The sequence below is a fragment of the Serinicoccus hydrothermalis genome, assembly GCF_001685415.1.
Lineage (GTDB): Bacteria > Actinomycetota > Actinomycetes > Actinomycetales > Dermatophilaceae > Ornithinicoccus > Ornithinicoccus hydrothermalis.
On sequence record NZ_CP014989.1, the window covers coordinates 2,918,555 to 2,934,289 of the forward strand.

The 15,735-nt window shown below is 69.7% G+C and carries 15 protein-coding genes; 11 read left to right on the top strand and 4 right to left on the bottom strand.

All coding sequences use genetic code 11. The annotated features are described in order from the left end of the window. Positions 1-3 precede the first annotated feature (3 nt). From SGUI_RS13615 to SGUI_RS13635, 5 genes are read left to right on the top strand one after another with little or no spacing between them, the layout of a single operon-like run. Positions 4-1,155, top strand: a complete 1,152-nt coding sequence (locus tag SGUI_RS13615; protein WP_191090917.1) for an acyl-CoA dehydrogenase family protein — start codon at positions 4-6, stop codon at positions 1,153-1,155. After that, entirely contained in the window at positions 1,152-2,192 is a 1,041-nt protein-coding gene (locus SGUI_RS13620) for an acyl-CoA dehydrogenase family protein (RefSeq protein WP_066641187.1), read from the top strand. Before SGUI_RS13615 ends, SGUI_RS13620 begins: the two co-directional genes overlap by 4 nt. Beyond that, positions 2,193-2,993, top strand: a complete 801-nt coding sequence (locus SGUI_RS13625) for an enoyl-CoA hydratase/isomerase family protein (RefSeq protein WP_066641188.1) — start codon at positions 2,193-2,195, stop codon at positions 2,991-2,993. Beyond that, complete coding sequence (locus SGUI_RS13630; RefSeq protein WP_066641189.1) at positions 2,990-3,901, top strand: enoyl-CoA hydratase-related protein; 912 nt, start codon at positions 2,990-2,992, stop codon at positions 3,899-3,901. Before SGUI_RS13625 ends, SGUI_RS13630 begins: the two co-directional genes overlap by 4 nt. 22 nt (positions 3,902-3,923) lie before the next feature. After that, a complete protein-coding gene (locus tag SGUI_RS13635) occupies positions 3,924-4,928 on the top strand; it encodes an NAD(P)H-dependent flavin oxidoreductase (RefSeq protein WP_066641190.1) in 1,005 nt (334 codons plus the stop codon). Positions 4,929-5,054: 126 nt separating this feature from the next. On the opposite strand, the gene SGUI_RS13640 is transcribed toward SGUI_RS13635, so the two are convergent. Genes SGUI_RS13640 through SGUI_RS13655 form a run of 4 tightly spaced genes read right to left on the bottom strand, consistent with a single transcriptional unit; the run spans position 5,055 to position 9,209 of the window. Further along, positions 5,055-5,819 (bottom strand): enoyl-CoA hydratase/isomerase family protein, encoded by a 765-nt coding sequence (locus SGUI_RS13640; RefSeq protein WP_066641193.1) that lies wholly within the window; start codon positions 5,817-5,819, stop codon positions 5,055-5,057. Next, positions 5,816-6,871, bottom strand: coding sequence for an acyl-CoA dehydrogenase family protein (locus tag SGUI_RS13645; RefSeq protein WP_066641195.1), 1,056 nt, complete (start codon positions 6,869-6,871; stop codon positions 5,816-5,818). The genes SGUI_RS13640 and SGUI_RS13645 overlap by 4 nt, the downstream gene beginning before the upstream one ends. Beyond that, on the bottom strand, positions 6,868-7,998 hold the full coding sequence (locus SGUI_RS13650) for an acyl-CoA dehydrogenase family protein (protein ID WP_066641197.1): 1,131 nt from the start codon (positions 7,996-7,998) through the stop codon (positions 6,868-6,870). Before SGUI_RS13650 ends, SGUI_RS13645 begins: the two co-directional genes overlap by 4 nt. Before the next feature lie 2 nt (positions 7,999-8,000). Further along, on the bottom strand, positions 8,001-9,209 hold the full coding sequence (locus SGUI_RS13655) for a CaiB/BaiF CoA transferase family protein (protein WP_066641199.1): 1,209 nt from the start codon (positions 9,207-9,209) through the stop codon (positions 8,001-8,003). A gap of 114 nt (positions 9,210-9,323) precedes the next feature. Here SGUI_RS13655 and SGUI_RS13660 point away from each other — a divergent pair, with 114 nt between their 5' ends. The 6 genes from SGUI_RS13660 (at position 9,324) to SGUI_RS13685 (ending at position 15,686) form a co-directional block, all read left to right on the top strand. Further along, a complete protein-coding gene (locus SGUI_RS13660) occupies positions 9,324-9,734 on the top strand; it encodes a Zn-ribbon domain-containing OB-fold protein (RefSeq protein WP_202816584.1) in 411 nt (136 codons plus the stop codon). After that, a complete protein-coding gene (locus tag SGUI_RS13665) occupies positions 9,731-10,900 on the top strand; it encodes a thiolase (RefSeq protein WP_066641201.1) in 1,170 nt (389 codons plus the stop codon). Before SGUI_RS13660 ends, SGUI_RS13665 begins: the two co-directional genes overlap by 4 nt. 38 nt (positions 10,901-10,938) lie before the next feature. Continuing rightward, positions 10,939-11,697 (top strand): SDR family NAD(P)-dependent oxidoreductase, encoded by a 759-nt coding sequence (locus SGUI_RS13670; RefSeq protein WP_066641203.1) that lies wholly within the window; start codon positions 10,939-10,941, stop codon positions 11,695-11,697. Continuing rightward, positions 11,694-13,790, top strand: a complete 2,097-nt coding sequence (locus SGUI_RS13675; protein ID WP_066641205.1) for an acetate--CoA ligase family protein — start codon at positions 11,694-11,696, stop codon at positions 13,788-13,790. Before SGUI_RS13670 ends, SGUI_RS13675 begins: the two co-directional genes overlap by 4 nt. 106 nt (positions 13,791-13,896) lie before the next feature. Then, on the top strand, positions 13,897-14,685 hold the full coding sequence (locus SGUI_RS13680; protein WP_066641206.1) for an electron transfer flavoprotein subunit beta/FixA family protein: 789 nt from the start codon (positions 13,897-13,899) through the stop codon (positions 14,683-14,685). Between the two features lie 29 nt (positions 14,686-14,714). Then, positions 14,715-15,686, top strand: a complete 972-nt coding sequence (locus SGUI_RS13685; RefSeq protein WP_066641207.1) for an electron transfer flavoprotein subunit alpha/FixB family protein — start codon at positions 14,715-14,717, stop codon at positions 15,684-15,686. Positions 15,687-15,735: the final 49 nt, after the last annotated feature.

Consider the following 15,735-nt stretch of genomic DNA (forward strand, 5'->3'; position numbering starts at 1 on the left):
CTCATGTTCAGCGACGACCTCGTCGCGTTCCGGGCCGAGGTGCGTGCCTGGCTCGAGAGCAACCGGCCCAAATGGCGGTTCCAGCCCTACTACACTGAGGATGGCCTGGCGCAGCACCTTGAGTGGGAGGCCAGGCTCTTCGCCGCCGGCTACTCCGCGCCCGGGTGGCCCAAAGAGTTCGGTGGGCTCGGGCTGGACCACTGGCACCAGCTCATCTACGACGAGGAGTACGCCCGGTTGAACCTGCCGGAGCGGGTCAACAAGATGGGCCTGCTGCACGGCGGGCCGACGGTCATGGCACACGGGACGCCGGAGCAGCAGGAGGCGTGGCTCCCCGGCATCCTGAACAACTCCGATATCTGGTGTCAGGGCTTCTCCGAGCCCGACGCCGGCAGCGATCTGGCCGGGCTCCGCACGACCGGCCGGATCGAGGGCGACCAACTGGTCCTCAACGGACAGAAGACCTGGACGTCCTTCGGTGTGATCGCCACCAAGATGTTCGCGCTCGTCCGAACCGACCGTGAGGCGCCCAAGCACCGCGGCATCAGCTTCGTCATCCTCGACCTGGACACCGAGGGTGTCGAGGTCAGACCGCTGCGCCAGCTTCACGGCCACGCGGGGTTCGCCGAGGTGTTCCTCACCGAGGCGGCAGTTCCGCTGGCGAACGTCGTCGGCCCGCTCAACGAGGGGTGGCGGATCGCCCAGACGTCGCTGAAGCTCGAGCGGGGCATGGGGCGCGGCACCCACACCAAGATGCTTCGCACCGTCGACGAGATCGCTCGGCGCCTGGGGGCCGACCCTGACACCGGATCACTCGAGCGCCTCGGGTCCCACCGTGCCTGGGCCTTCGCCTACGAGCAGGCCACGTACGAGCTGACCGACATCTTGTCCCGGGGCCGCGACGAGGGTGCGCTGCCCAGCGTCCTCAAACTGCGGCTCTCGGAGATCCTGACCGGGATCCGCGAGGAGGAACGCAACCTCCTGGGTGAGCGGGCCGAACAAATCCCCGCCGGTCCCCCCGAGGCCCCGCTCCCCCCGACGCAGCGCGAGTACTGGCACGCCCGGGCCGGTGAGATCTACGCGGGCACCACCGAGATCCAGAAGAACATCATCAGCGAGACCGCGCTCGGACTGCCGAGGGAGCCCCGACCATGAGGTATGCCTTCTCCCCAGAGCAGCAGGCCTTCGGCGAGTCGGCCACGGACCTCTTCGCCAGGCACTGCTCGCCGGGTGCGCAGCGACTGTCATGGACGGACGACTCCGGCCGGGACCCGTCGTTGTGGCGCGGGGTGGTCGATCTCGGGGCACCCGCGATCCTGGTCTCCGAGGAGTATGACGGGTTCGCAGGCACCGAGTGCGACCTCCTGCCCGTGCTGGAGGAAGCGGGCCGTCAGGCCGTGCCCGACGCCCTCCTCGAGTCGGTCTTCGTGGGTCCGTTCGCGCTCGTTGCCTGTGGCAGCGAGGATCAACGGCGCCGCTGGCTCCCGGCCATCGCCTCCGGCGAGTCACGGGTCACGATCGCGCTGTCCGAAGGCGGTCTGGTGCCCGACGCGCACGTGAGCGACCTGATCGTGCTGGCCCGGGATGGTCAGCTCCGGATCCACGAGGCCGGCGAGGTCGCCCTCGAGAGGGTCCACGTCGAGGACCCGTCACGACGGTTGTTCCAGGTCACCCCCCGCACCGAGGGAGAGCTTCTCCCCGCCTCCGGAGACCTGCGCGACCAGGTGGTCGCCCGGGAGCTGGTGGGATCCGCGGCCGTGCTCAACGGCATCGCTAGCCACTTGCTGAGCGCCACGGTCGCCTACGCCAAGGAGCGCCAGCAGTTCGGTCGACTCATCGGGTCGTTCCAGGGCGTCAAGCACCTGCTGGCCGATGCGTTCTCCAAGGTGGAGCTCGCCACCACGGCCGCGCGGGCCGCGACCTGGCGGGTGGCCGCCGCGGATCCGGAAGGTCTGGCCTCCGCACGGCTGGCCAGGATCTGCGCCGTGGAGGCCGAGTTCGTCGCCAACAAGGTGGCGTTGCAGGTCCACGGAGGCATCGGCTTCACCTTCGAGCACGACCTGCAGCTGTGGCTCAAGAGGGGCAAGGCGCTGGAACAGTCTCACGGCGGACGACACCGGGTCGCCCGCCTAGGAGGGCTCGACGCCGTGGCGTCCGCCCAGCGGGATCCGCAGAATGAGGAGGACGACTAGATGGATGCCAACTACCAGGCCTGGAACGAGGGGAGCGTGCTCGCCAGTGAAGCGGGGCGGGTCCTGACGATCACCCTGAACCGGCCGGAGCGGAAGAACGCCATGGATCCGGCGTCCTGGGACCTGCTCTTCGACATACTGCGCACCGCCGAGGTCGACCCTTCGGTGCGGGTCGTCGTCATCACCGGGGCCGGAGATGCCTTCTGCGCCGGTGCCGACATCTCGTCCGCGCCCGTGGGTCATCCGGTCACCCGCGTCAGCAGGATCGCGAGGACGGCCGCGGCGCTGTTCGGCTTCCCCAAGCCGGTGATCGCCCGTGTCGACGGTGCGGCGGTCGGCGCCGGGTGGAACCTCGCGCTGTGCTGCGACTTCGTCGTCGCCTCGGACCGGTCCCGGTTCTCGGAGATCTTCGTGCGCCGCGGGCTGTCGGTCGACTTCGGGGGGTCGTGGCTGCTGCCGCAACTGGTCGGTCTGCAGCAGGCCAAGCGTCTGGCGCTGCTGGGCGACTTCGTTTCGGCGGCGGAGGCCAGGGAACTGGGGCTCGTCACTACGGTCTGTCCGGCGGAGAGGCTGGATGGCGCCGTCGCCGACCTCGCGGGCCGGCTCGCTGACGGGCCGCCCATCGCGCAGGCGCTCAACAAGGCGCTGCTCAACGAGGGGACGCTGTCCACCTTCGAGGCCGCCCTTGCAGCCGAGGTGCGGGCGCAGGCCGTGAACTACGCGACTGCGGACGCGCGCTCCGCCCGCGAGGCGTTCGCGCAGAAGACGACCCCCAGCTTCTCGGGGGAGTGGGTCGGATGACCTTCGCGCAGATCGACTACACGGTCGCCGACGCCATCGCGACGATCACCCTCAACCGCCCCGACCAGGGGAACGCCTTCACCCAGGTGATGCGCCGCGAACTTGTGGACGCACTGGACCTCGTCGACGCCGACGACGACGTTCGGGCCGTGATCCTCACCGGGAGCGGGAAGCACTTCTGCGTCGGTGCCGACCTGTCGGGCAACACCGGCGACCAGCCCTTCGCCTACCGCGGCGAGGGACAGTCCGACACGAGGTCGGTGCCGGACACGATCAACGGCGTGCCCCGCGACGGGGGCGGGGTCGTGACCCTGCGACTGGCCGCGATGCGCACCCCGACGATCGCCGCGATCAACGGAGCAGCGGTCGGGGTGGGCGCGACCATGACTCTCCCGATGGACATCCGCATCGCGGCGGACAGCAGCCGGTTCGGTCTCGTCTTCGCCCGACGGGGGATCATGCCGGAGGCGGCGTCCAACTGGTTCCTCCCGCGCGTGGTCGGCATTGCGCAGGCGATGGAGTGGGTGGTCACCGGCCGCATCTTCCCGGCCGAGGAGGCGCTCGCCGGCGGGCTGGTCTCCCGCGTCGTCCCGCGCGACGACCTGCTCGACGTGGCGCGCGCCCTCGCAGCCGAGATCCGTGACTCCACCTCGTCCGTATCGATCGCGGTGGCCCGACAGATGTTGTGGTCCTCCCTGTCCGAACCCTCGCCGTGGTGGGCCCATGAGCGGGAGTCGCTCATTATGCGGGACCTCAAGGGAGGACCCGACGCCGCGGAAGGCGTGGCCTCGTTCATGGAGAAGCGGTCGCCGTCCTTCCCCGCCCGGGTGAGCACGGACTACCCGGAGCACGCGCCGACCTGGCCCGAGCGGCCCGACCATCTGCAGATCCAGGCGGCGACCGACTGACCACCCCGTTCGAGGAGACATCATGTTCACGACACGGTTCACCCAGCTTCTGGGGATCGACCACCCGATCGTCCAGGGCGGCATGCAGTGGGTCGGACGCGCCGAGCTGGCGGGGGCAGTGTCCAACGCCGGAGCCCTGGGGATCATCACGGGCCTGACGCAGCCCACACCCGAGGCCCTGGTGGCGGAGATCGCGCGGTGCCGGTCCCTGACCGACCGGCCCTTCGGCGTGAATCTGACAATCCTCCCGGCGATCAATCCCCCGCCATACGCTGAGTACCGCCAGGCCATCATCGAGTCCGGTGTGAAGATCGTGGAGACTGCGGGTGCCAACCCCGTTGACCACCTGCCGGACTTGAAGGCTGCCGGGATCACCGTTGTGCACAAGTGCACCAGCGTCCGGCACGCGGTGAAGGCGGAGAAGGTCGGGGTCGACGCCGTGAGCATCGACGGCTTCGAGTGCGCTGGACACCCCGGCGAGGACGACATCCCAGGTCTGGTGCTCATCCCTCGGGCGGCCGAGGAGCTGACCATCCCGTTCATAGCCTCTGGCGGGTTCGCCGATGCCCGGGGACTCGTCGCCGCCCTGGCACTGGGTGCCGACGGCGTCAACATGGGGACCCGCTTCATGTGCACCCAGGAGTCCCCGATCCACGACACGGTGAAGCAGGCCATCGTCGCCGCCAGCGAGCTCGACACCGAGCTGATGTTCCGGCCCCTGCGCAACACCGCGCGCGTCGCGAGCAACACTGTCAGCCGCGAGGTCGTGCAGATCCTGGACGCGGGTGGACAGTTCGAGGACGTCCGCGACCTGGTTGCCGGGGCACGCGGCCGCACCGTCTACGAAACGGGTGACCCCGAGGCCGGCGTCTGGAGCGTCGGGATGGTCCAGGGCCTCATCCACGACGTGCCGACCGTGGGCGACCTGGTCGAGAGGATCATTCGCGAGGCCCGGGGCCTCGTGACCGGACGTCTCGCCGGCCTGCTGGCAGACACGCAGAACGAACCGGTCTCGGTCATTTCCTGAGGCTCCGGTCACGGCAGCGGGATCCCGCGTGCCAGTGGCCGTCCTGGCCGCCGAAGCAGACTGTGGCGTTCTCCGCCGCGTCAGGGGCCGTCCTGGTCGCTGACGACTCTGTCGCTCCTCGCCCCGTCAGCGTGCGTGGAATGTCGGCTGCTCCCGGCGGAGGTTGGCCTCGATGGCCGCCTTGCTGTCCTCCGTCTGCCACAGCCAGTCCTGCTCGCTGAGCTCCCGCTCGAGCACCGTCTCCACCCGGTCGGCGAGCCCGCCCCGGAGGGTGGCCTTCATGGAACGCACGGCGAGGGGAGCGGCCCTGGCGATCTCGTGGGCGTAGTCCAGGGCGCCGTTCCGTTCCTGCCCCGGCTCGACAAGTCGGTCCGCCAGCCCGATGTGGTGTGCAGCGACGCCGTCGAGGCGGCGGCTCGTGTAGAGCATGTCCAGGGCGTGCTGCTGACCCACGATCGACGGGAGCGACTCGCTGAGTGCGAAGCCCTGGTGGAAGCCGAGCATCGAGAAGTTGGCGTGGAAGCGCGATGCGGAGGAGGCCACCCGGAAGTCCGCGGCGCACGCTAGGCCGAGACCTCCGCCGACGGCCGACCCCTGCACCGCCGCGACCACCGGCACGGGAGCACGGAAGAGCTTCATCGCCTCCCGGTAGAGCTTCGCCGAGGTCGCGGAGCGGTCCTGTGTCATCTCACCATGGGCGAAGTCCGCGCCGGCGCAGAAGTGCTTGCCCTCCGACGCGAGCACGATCGCCCTGGCGCCGCCGTCGGCGAGCTCGGTGAAGGTCGCGGCCAGCTCGGCGATCAGCGGGAAGTTGAAGTAGTTTGCGGGCGGTCGGTTGATGCTGACGAGCGCCACGTGGTCGTGATGCTCGACGAGTACGTCCCCACTCATGCCTGCTCCATCGTTCCGGCGCTGGAGGTGATCAGTCGCGCGATCCCGTGCTCGGTCGCCGCGGCTCCGATGGCCTCCGCCAGGTCGGCGCTCGTGCCGACCTCTCCGAGCCAGCTGTTGAGGCGCCTTGTGAGCAGCTGGAGTCGATACTCCTGGGTCATTCCGATGGCGCCGTGAGCCTGGTGCGCGGCCCGGACGGCCAGCCGCGCGCCTTCGTTGGTGATGAGCTTCATCAGCTTGACCTCGAGCGCCGAGGGGTTGACCTCGGTCGCGGCGGCTGCGCGGTTGACTGCCAGCAGTGCGAGCGTCGCCTGCTGCTCGAGGCGGACGACGTGCTCCTGGACGGCCTGGAAGCGCCCGACCGGACGACCGAACTGGACGCGCTCGCCGACATACTGCCGTGTGAGGTCCGCGACCTCCTCCAGCGCACCGGCCATCAGCGCGCCGCGCAGCAGCGTCAGCCGGGCCATCAACTCGTCCGACGCCCCCGGCCAGGGGGAGACTCCTACCCGGACGGCATCGATGCTGACCCTGTCCTTCGGCTGTCGCGCGAGGTCATAGCCGGTGCGCACGGAGGCGGACTCCAGGGGGATCGCCACCAGCACGGGGCCATGGTCGGTCGTCAGGACCGTCACCGCGCATGTCGCGACCCGGGCCCACGGCACGTCGTGCACGACACCGTTCGCGACCCCGTCGGTGACCGTCAAGGTGTCGCGTGGGTCGCCCGGCACCACGGTGAGCAGATCACCGGAGACCCGGGCACCTGTGCGTGCCAGCGCCCAGGAAGCCGCGGCGGTCTCGGCGAGCGGGACCGGCGCGCATGCGCGACCCGCGGCCGCCAGGACGACAAGCAACTCACCGATGGTGCCGCCCGAGCCGCCGAGCGCCTCGTCGACACCGATCAGCGGAAGGCCCATCTCCGTCACCTGCGCCCACAAGGACTCGTCGAGGTCCCGCTGCTCCGCGGCGGAGACCCGCTCTGGCGGGGATTGCTCCCGGAAGAACTGCGCCATCAGCGGAGCGAAGCTGGGGTCGACGTCCTGTGAGGTCATGCTTGGGCCAGTCCTTTGCTGACGATGTTGCGGAGGATCTCGACGGTCCCGCCCCGGATGGACCACGACGGGGAGACGAGGATGGCGCGGGCCAGGAGCGACTCGTAGGGGTCGTCACTGGTCAGGTCGGGGGTGCGGCCGTAGTGGCGGGTCACGATCTCCACGCAGTCCTGCTCGAAGCGGGTCGCCATCTCCTTGGCCAGCGCGGCCTCGATCGAGGGTGACTTGCCGGAGTCCACCATCCGCGCTATCGCGAGGGAGACTCCGCGGAAGGCCCAGCAGCGGGCCGTGATCTGGCCGGCGTCCGCGGTGGCGGCGGCCCCGAGCGGACCCCAGCCCCCGCGTGCCCAGTGGTCGAGCACGGCCATCAGTGACATCCACCGGTCGACCCCACCGCGCTCCAGCGCCAGCTCGGCCGTGTTCTGCCCCCATCCGGCGCCGACCTCACCAAGCACCATCTCGTCCGGGATGAAGACGTCCTCGAACGCTAGCTCGCAGAACTCACGGGTCCCGTCGATGAACGGGATGGGGGAGACGGTAAGCCCGTCCAGGTCGCGCTCGACGATGAACTGGGTGAGCCCGTGGTGGCGGTCGTCGGACGTGCGGAACAGCGCGAGGATGTGCGTGGCCTGCGCGGCCCCCGTGGTCCAGATCTTGGTCCCGTTGACGCGCCACCCACCGGGGACGCGCTCGGCACGGGTGCGCAGGCTGGCCAGGTCCGAGCCGGAGTCGGGCTCGGACATGCCGATGGAGAAGGAGAGCTCCCCGCTGGCGATCCCCGGGAGCAGCGCCCGCTTCTGCTCCTCGGTGCCGTTGGCCGCGATATTCGGCCCCGACTGTCGGTCACCGATCCAGTGGTAGGCGACCGGTGCCCCGACCGCGAGCAGCTCCTCAACGACCACCAGGCGCTCGACAGCAGTGCGCCCACCTCCGCCGTACTCCGGCGGGAGCGACATCCCCAGCCATCCGCGGGCCCCCAGGTCCCGCGAGAACTGCGGGTCGGAGGCGCCAGTCATCCCCAGCCCCACGTCATACGAACCGGGTGGGAGCCGTTCGGCGAGGAACTCCCTGACCTCCTGCTGGAGCCGGATCTCGGACTCGCTCAGATCGGTGGCGTCGAGGTGCATGGTCACTCCTGTCGCGTCGCTGGCTGAGGGGCCCGCGGCGAGGCGGAGACCTCGTCCAGCACCTCCTCGGTGTGCTCGCCGATCAACGGTGCTGGCCGGCGGACTGTGGGCGGAGTCAGGCTGAAGTTGGCCAGGTGCGGCGTGACCCGGTAGCTTCCGACGGCGGGGTGGTGCTCGAGCGGGAGCTCGTCCACGAGGTCCTGGATGGTCGCCACCCGGGTGGCTGGGATCCCTGCGGTGCGGCAGTAGTCCAGCCACTCCTCCGTCGTGCGGGAGGGGCAGAGCGCCCGGATGTCCCGGTAGAGCGAGTCGGAGTTGGCGAGTGTTGCGCGTTGATCGACGTAGCGCGGGTCATCCGCCGCGCCCTCGACCCCGGCCTCGGTGAAGAGATCCACATAATGCTTGGGGAGGTAGGGGAACAGGTGGATCCACCCGTCCTTCGTGCGGTGCGGCCGACGCTCCTGGGACAGGATCCGGGGGTAACCGCTGGCTACCTGACCCTCCGCGGGAGTTGGTGGCTCGGCGATGGCCCCGCTGCCGTGCTCGGCGAGCATGAAGGCGCTCATCGCCTGCAGCATCGGCACCTCGATGTGCTGACCCTCGCCGGTCCGGGCATGGTGAAACAGTGCTGCCGTGATCGCCTCGGCCATCACCAGCCCACACACCTTGTCGGCAAAGATCGTGGGGATCAGGCCAGGCTCCCCGTAGATGCGCTCCATCACGTCCGAGACCCCGCTCGCGGCCTGGATGATGTCGTCGTAGGCAGGCTCCGAGGCGCGCTCGCTGGCCAGCGGGAACCCTTGAGCCTGGCAGTAGACGACATCCGGCCGGAGCTCCCGCACGCTCTCGTAGTCCAACCCCAGCTTGGTCAGGGCCTGGGGGCGCATGGTGCTCACCACGACGTCACACGTCGGGATGAGGGCCCTCACGACGGCCGCGCCGTCCGGCGACTTCAGATCGACGTCGATCGACCGCTTGTTCCGCAGCAGGTTCAGAGCGATGCCGGACAGCTCGGGGTGCGGGCCCGGTCCCATGACCCGGTTGGTGTCCCCGCCGTTGGCCTCCACGAGAATGACGTCGGCTCCCTGGTCCGCAAGCAGCTGCGTGCACAGTGGTCCCATCACCACGCGCGTCAGGTCCAGGACCCGCACTCCCGCCAGTGGCCCGACGCGATGCGCCTGCTCGGCGACTTCGGCAGAGCGGTCCGGCATCCTGGCTCCTCACGACAGCGGCGGTCACGGTCTTGACGATGACTGTATGTCTAAATGTATACTAAAGTGAATGCATCAGTCCAGTCCGGTTGGTCCAGGCACCGAGGAGAATGTGTGATCGACAACGTCCACACTGATGTGGAATCCCTGTCGGCGGAAACTGCGCCCGGCACCGTATTCGATCAGTACGCCGCCGAGGGCGTGCTCGCCTACCAGCGGTGCGGAGGTTGCCGCCACGCGGTGTTCCCGCCCCGAGTGCTCTGCCCGTCCTGCGGCTGCGACGACCTGGCCTGGCAACCCTCGGCCGGCCACGGGACCGTCTACTCCGCCACAGTCATCGCCCCGCGGGGGAAGGAGCCGTACACCGTGGCCCTCATCGACCTCGACGAGGGGTTCCGGATGATGAGCACCGTCACGGCCGGTGACGGCAGCGCAGTCGCGATCGACGACCACGTGCGGGTCGAGTTCCGGCCGGCGGGGGAGGACGCGCCGCTTCCGGTGTTCGTCCTGGAGACCGCCCGATGAGCACCTCGGAGCGGGCGCTGCGCGGCCGGGCCGCCATCGTCGGGGTCGCCGAGTCCAGCCTCGGAGAGGTGGGTCCGGGGATCTCGTCGCTGGACCTCATCGGCCAGGCCACCGTGCGGGCACTCGCCGACGCGGGGCTCAGCAAGCACGACATCGACGGACTGTTCACCCACTCCGCCTTCTTCTCCCAGCCGGTCCTCACGACCGCGGAGTACCTGGGAATCCGGCCGCGCTTTGCGGACGGGACGGCCACCGGTGGGTCCTCCTTCGTGGGGCATCTGTGGCACGCGGCCGCCGCGATCGAGGCCGGCCTGTGCGAGGTCGCGCTCATCGCCTACGGCTCCACCCAGCGATCCAACGGGGGCGGGCTCGTGGCCTCCGGGGCGGCGCTTACCCGGTCCTGGGAGACCCCCTACGGCCCGCGCATGCCAGCGTCGGCCTACGCACTGGCGGCCGCGCGCCACATGCACGAGTTCGGCACCACCCGGGAGCAGCTTGCCGAGGTCGCAGTCGCGGCCCGTCAGTGGGCCAAGCTCAACCCGCAGGCCTTCGTGCAGGACGACCTGACTGTCGACGACGTCCTGTCCTCGCGCATGGTCTCCAGCCCCCTCACCGTGCGGGACTGCTGCCTGGTGACGGACGGCGGCGGTGCCGTGATCGTGACCTCCGCCGAGCGCGCCCGCGACCTGCCCAAGCCCCCGGCATACATCCTCGGGGCGGGCGAGGCCACCTGGCACATGAACATCTCCCAGATGCCCGATCTCACCACCACGGCGGCGCAGGACTCCGGCCGTCGGGCCTTCGACATCGCCGGGGTCGGTCCGCAGGACATCGACCTCGTGGAGCTCTACGACGCCTTCACCATCAACCCGATCCTCTTCCTGGAGGATCTCGGGTTCTGCGCCAAGGGTGAGGGTGGGGCGTTCGTCTCCGACGGTGCCATCGCGCCCGGCGGGTCGCTCCCGGTGAACACCAACGGCGGCGGCCTGTCCTACTGCCACCCGGGGATGTACGGCATCCTCCTGGTGATCGAGGCGGTCCGGCAGCTGCGTGGCGAGGCCGGGGCGCGCCAGGTCGACCGCCACAGCCTCGCCCTCGCGCACGGCAACGGCGGGACCCTGTCCAGCCAGGTCACCGCCATCCTCGGTGACGAGAGCACCCTCTGACCACCTTCAACCCACCCGGAGAGCACAGGAGCACCACCATGAGTGAAGGCAAGCTGCAGGACCGCGTCGCCGTCGTCACTGGCGCAGGCCAGGGCATCGGCGAGGGCGTGGCCCGACTCTATGCGGCCGAGGGCGCCCAGGTCGCCGTCGTCGACATCAACCAGGAGGCCGCCCAGGCCGTCGCGGACAGCATCGTCGCCGATGGCGGCCAGGCGGTCGCGGTCGTCTGCGACGTGGGCAACCGTGCCAGCGTCGACGAGGCTGCGGCGACCGTGGTCGAGCAGCTCGGCGTCATTGACATCCTGGTCAGCAACGCGGGCGTGACCCGCCCGGCCATGCTCTGGAAGATGACCGACGACGAATGGAACATGGTCCTGGACACCCACCTCGGTGGCAGCTTCTACTGGCTGCAGGCCGTGGCCGGGGGGATGCGTGAGCAGAAGTACGGCCGCATCATCTTCACGACGTCGGCCGCCGGCATCATCGGCACTATCGGACAGATCAACTACTCCGTCGCCAAGGCCGGCCTGCTCGGCATGACCCGGTCTGCCGCCCGCGAGCTGGCGGACTCGAAGATCACCGTCAACGCGATCGCGCCCGCGGCGTCGACGCCGATGACCGAGGTGATCCGCACGGACGAGCGCTTCAAGGACACCTACCTGCAGTCGATCCCGCTCAAGCGCTGGGCCGAGCCCGACGAGGTGGCCGCCTCCTACCTCTTCCTGGCCACCGAGGAAGCCGGCTACCTCACCGGTCAGTGCCTGTCGGTCGACGGCGGCCGGGTCATGGTGCGATGACTCTGCCCGACCTCGACCCGCTGCTCCGCCCGCGGTCGGTAGCGGTCGTCGGCGCCTCCCTGACCAACCCCACCAACGTCGGGTCACGCACCCTCCACCAACTGCGTCGCTTCTTTGCGGGCCGGACCTACCTGGTCCACCCCCGGGGGACCGGCGAGGACACGGTGACCGACCTCGCCTCACTCCCGGAGATCGTGGATCTGCTCGTAGTGGCCGTCCCGGCGCCCGCCGTGGTGCCGGTCGTCGCGGAGGGTGCCCGGCTGGGCATACGGGCCGCCCTGATCTTCACCTCTGGCTTCGCCGAGGGAGGGGCCGAGGGCGCGGCAGCCCAGGCCCAGTTGCAGCGCATCGCGGCGGAGACGGGGATGCTGATTAACGGGCCCAACACCATCGGCTTCATGAACCTTCACGACCGTACCCTTGCCACCTTCTTCCTGCCTCCGGACATTGAGCTGCCCGCGGCGGGGCCAGTAGCGATCGTCTCTCAGAGCGGTGCCCTGGCCACCTACATAGACGAGATGGCCCGGGACCGGGGCATCGCCCCCGGGTGGCTCGTGACGACCGGAAACGAGGCCGGAGTCACCGTGACGGACTGTTTGGCCTACCTGGTCGAGCGTCCGGAGGTCGCCGTTCTCGCCGCGACCAGCGAGGGCATGCGCGACCCGCAAGTTTTTGTTCGGGTGGCCACGCGGGCCGCGCAGCTGAATAAGCCCTTCGTCTTCGTGAAGGCTGGCCGCTCGGCGGCGGGGAGGGCGGCCGCGCAGTCGCACACCGCGTCCATCTCCGGCGGGGACGAAGTCTTCGACGCCGTCTGCCGGCAGTATGGCGTGCTGCGTGCGGACAGCTTGGAGCAGGCTCTTGACTGGCTGAGCGTCTTCCAAACCCAGCGGCGGCTGGCCGGCGAGCGGATTGGGCTGCTAACCGGGTCGGGCGGAGGCGGCGTCATGATGGCGGACGTAGCGCATGACGTCGGGCTGGACGTGGCCACGACTCCGCCTGCCGACCAGGAGCTCATCGAGCAGTGGATCCCAAGCTTCGGCTCGGCTGTCAACCCCGTAGACGTCACGGCTCAGGCCATCGCGTCAGGGGTCGGTAACTATCGGCGGATCCTCCAGACTCTCGTCCACTCGACCGGTTTCGACTGCGTAGCCGTTGGGTCGGGCCTGCGCGGCCCGCAGGCTGTCGAGGTCGCGGAGAAGGTCGCGGCCACGTACTTGGAGACCGACAAGCCCTTCGCTCTAACCTGGTACAGCACCAACCAGGACTCCCGCCGCATCATGGTAGATGCTGGAGTGCCGACCTACCAGGACCCGACCCGCGCGATCGGCGCGTTGGGTGCGCTGCGCCGGTTCCAGGAGCAGTTGGGCCGAATCACCGAGGAACCGGTGAGAGTGCCGGACCGGGCTCGTGCGGCCCGGGCGCGGACGCTCCTCGGCGATGACCCCGCCCTTACCGAGGCTGCTTCCAAATCGCTGCTTGGTCTCTATGGCCTGCCCGTGGTGCAGGAGTCGGTGGCGACCACCGTTGAGGGCGCGGTGGCGGCTGCGGAAGCGATGGCTGCCTACCCGGTGGCGGTCAAAGTGCTCTCGGTGGACCTGCCACATAAGTCGGATGTGGGCGGTGTGCGCCTCGGCGTGGCCGACGCGGCAGGTGTCCGTCATGCGAGTGAGGGCATCCTCGCCGACGTCGCCGAGCGTCGACCCGACGCGCGGATCGAAGGCCTTGTGGTCCAGCAGATGGCCCCTAGCGGGGTGGAGCTGGTCTGTGGCATGCATCGGGATCCGGTTTTCGGACCTGTGGTAACTGTTGGTCTGGGCGGAGTGTTGGTTGAGCTTTTCGCGGACGTCGCCCTATGCAAGGCGCCCCTGACGAGGCAACACGCACAGTCCGCGCTCGCGGAGGTGGCCGGCGGCCGCCTGATGAGCAACTCCCGTGGGATCTCCCCCGATCAGGCGGATGCGATTGCCGACATCATGGTGCGGCTCGGAGACCTAGCGGTGGAACTCCCTGAGATCGCGGAGATCGACGTCAACCCCTTGATCGTCTCCCGCTCGGGTGTCGTTGCCGCCGACGCTTTGGTGGGTTTGTCCTGACCTGAATCTTCGTTATTGGCGCGCCCCCCGACGTCAACAGAGAGCGATGGTGCTTAGGCGGCGGTCGCACTCAAAGGGTTTCCTGCAGCACTAAGGAGAGGTAGACGTGAACATCGTCGTCTGTGTGAAGTACGTGCCGGACGCCCAGGGTGACCGGGGCTTCGAGGCTGACAACACCACCGACCGCCAGGGGGTGGACGGGCTGCTCTCGGAGCTGGACGAGTATGCGGTGGAGGCCGCGCTGCAGCTGTTCGAGGCCGGCGAGGGTGAGGTCACGGTCCTGACCATGGGCCCGGAGGACGCGGTCGCGGCGGTGAAGAAGTCCCTGCAGATGGGTGCGGACAAGGGGGTCGTGGTCACCGACGAGGCGATCGCCGGGTCGGACTCGGTGGCGACCTCGCTGGTGCTGGCCGAGGCGATTCGCAAGATCGGTGAGGAGGCGCCGGTGGACCTGGTGCTGACCGGCCTGGCCTCGACCGACGGTGTGATGTCGGTGGTGCCGGCGATGCTGGCCGAGCGTCTGGGCCTGCCGCAGGTGACCTTCGCCTCCGAGCTGGCCGTGGAGGGCTCCACGGTGCGGATCCGCCGTGACGACGAGACCGCCAGCGAGACCATCGAGTCGAGCCTGCCGGCCGTGGTCAGCGTGACCGACCAGATCAACGAGCCGCGCTACCCCTCCTTCAAGGGGATCATGGCGGCGAAGAAGAAGCCGGTGCAGACCTGGGGCCTGGCCGACCTGGGCGTGGACGCCGCGCAGGTCGGGCTGGACGCCGCCTGGTCCACGGTGGTCGAGGTCACCGCCCGGCCGCCGCGCACGGCCGGTGAGGTCGTCACCGACGAGGGCGAGGGCGGCACGAAGCTGGCGCAGTTCCTCGCCTCCCGCAAGTTCGTCTGAGCCGACCAGTAGACAAGGTGCAATGACAGATGGCTGAAGTTCTCGTCCTGGTCGACCACGTCGACGGCGACGTCCGCAAGTCCACCCTCGAGGCCCTGACCGCCGCCGCCCGCCTGGGCGAGCCGGCCGCGGTCTTCGTCGGTGCCGGCGCGCAGGGCGCCGCCGAGGTCCTCGGCCGCCACGGTGCCACCACGGTGTATGCCGTGGAGTCGGCGGAGGTGAGCGACCACCTGGTCGCCCCGACGGCCGAGGTGCTGGCGCAGCTGGTGGGCCAGTCCTCCCCGGCCGCGGTCCTGCTGCCCTCCTCCAACGACGGCAAGGAGATCGCCGCCCGCCTGGCGATCAAGACCTCCTCGGGCCTGGTCACCGACGCCGTCGACGTCGCCCCGGCCGACGGCGGCGGCGTGCAGACCGTGCAGTCCGTCTTCGCCGGGTCGTACACGGTGACCTCGGTGGTGACCCAAGGCTGCCCGGTGGTGACGCTCAAGCCCAACTCCATCCCCGTGGAGGAGACCGGCGGGGCCGCCCCGGCCGCCCCGGCCGTCCAGGCGGTCGAGGCGCAGGTGTCCGAGGCGGCGAGGGCGGCGCGGATCACCGAGCGCACGGAGAAGGCCGCCTCCGGGCGCCCGTCGCTGACCGAGGCCGCGATCGTGGTCTCCGGCGGCCGCGGCACCGGTGGCGACTTCGCCCCCGTGGAGGCCCTGGCCGACTCCCTCGGCGCGGCCGTGGGTGCGTCCCGGGCGGCGGTCGACGCGGGCTGGTACCCGCACTCGAGCCAGGTCGGGCAGACCGGTGTGTCGGTCTCCCCGCAGCTCTACGTCGCCGTGGGGATCTCCGGGGCGATCCAGCACCGCGCCGGGATGCAGACCTCCAAGACGATCGTCGCGGTCAACAAGGACCCCGAGGCCCCGATCTTCGAGCTGGTCGACTACGGCGTCGTCGGCGACCTCTTCACCGTCCTGCCCCAGGCCACCGAGGAGATCAGCGGACGGACCGGCTGACGCCTAGGGGGCCTCTGGGTATCGCCGTGTTTCACCTTGGACTCAAGGG

Coding starts and splice junctions, on each gene's coding strand:
- SGUI_RS13615 (WP_191090917.1), top strand. CDS start 4: ATGTTCAGCGACGACCTCGTCGCGTTCCGGGCCGAGGTGCGTGCCTGG.
- SGUI_RS13620 (WP_066641187.1), top strand. CDS start 1,152: ATGAGGTATGCCTTCTCCCCAGAGCAGCAGGCCTTCGGCGAGTCGGCC.
- SGUI_RS13625 (WP_066641188.1), top strand. CDS start 2,193: ATGGATGCCAACTACCAGGCCTGGAACGAGGGGAGCGTGCTCGCCAGT.
- SGUI_RS13630 (WP_066641189.1), top strand. CDS start 2,990: ATGACCTTCGCGCAGATCGACTACACGGTCGCCGACGCCATCGCGACG.
- SGUI_RS13635 (WP_066641190.1), top strand. CDS start 3,924: ATGTTCACGACACGGTTCACCCAGCTTCTGGGGATCGACCACCCGATC.
- SGUI_RS13640 (WP_066641193.1), bottom strand. CDS start 5,819: ATGAGTGGGGACGTACTCGTCGAGCATCACGACCACGTGGCGCTCGTC.
- SGUI_RS13645 (WP_066641195.1), bottom strand. CDS start 6,871: ATGACCTCACAGGACGTCGACCCCAGCTTCGCTCCGCTGATGGCGCAG.
- SGUI_RS13650 (WP_066641197.1), bottom strand. CDS start 7,998: ATGCACCTCGACGCCACCGATCTGAGCGAGTCCGAGATCCGGCTCCAG.
- SGUI_RS13655 (WP_066641199.1), bottom strand. CDS start 9,209: ATGCCGGACCGCTCTGCCGAAGTCGCCGAGCAGGCGCATCGCGTCGGG.
- SGUI_RS13665 (WP_066641201.1), top strand. CDS start 9,731: ATGAGCACCTCGGAGCGGGCGCTGCGCGGCCGGGCCGCCATCGTCGGG.
- SGUI_RS13670 (WP_066641203.1), top strand. CDS start 10,939: ATGAGTGAAGGCAAGCTGCAGGACCGCGTCGCCGTCGTCACTGGCGCA.
- SGUI_RS13675 (WP_066641205.1), top strand. CDS start 11,694: ATGACTCTGCCCGACCTCGACCCGCTGCTCCGCCCGCGGTCGGTAGCG.
- SGUI_RS13685 (WP_066641207.1), top strand. CDS start 14,715: ATGGCTGAAGTTCTCGTCCTGGTCGACCACGTCGACGGCGACGTCCGC.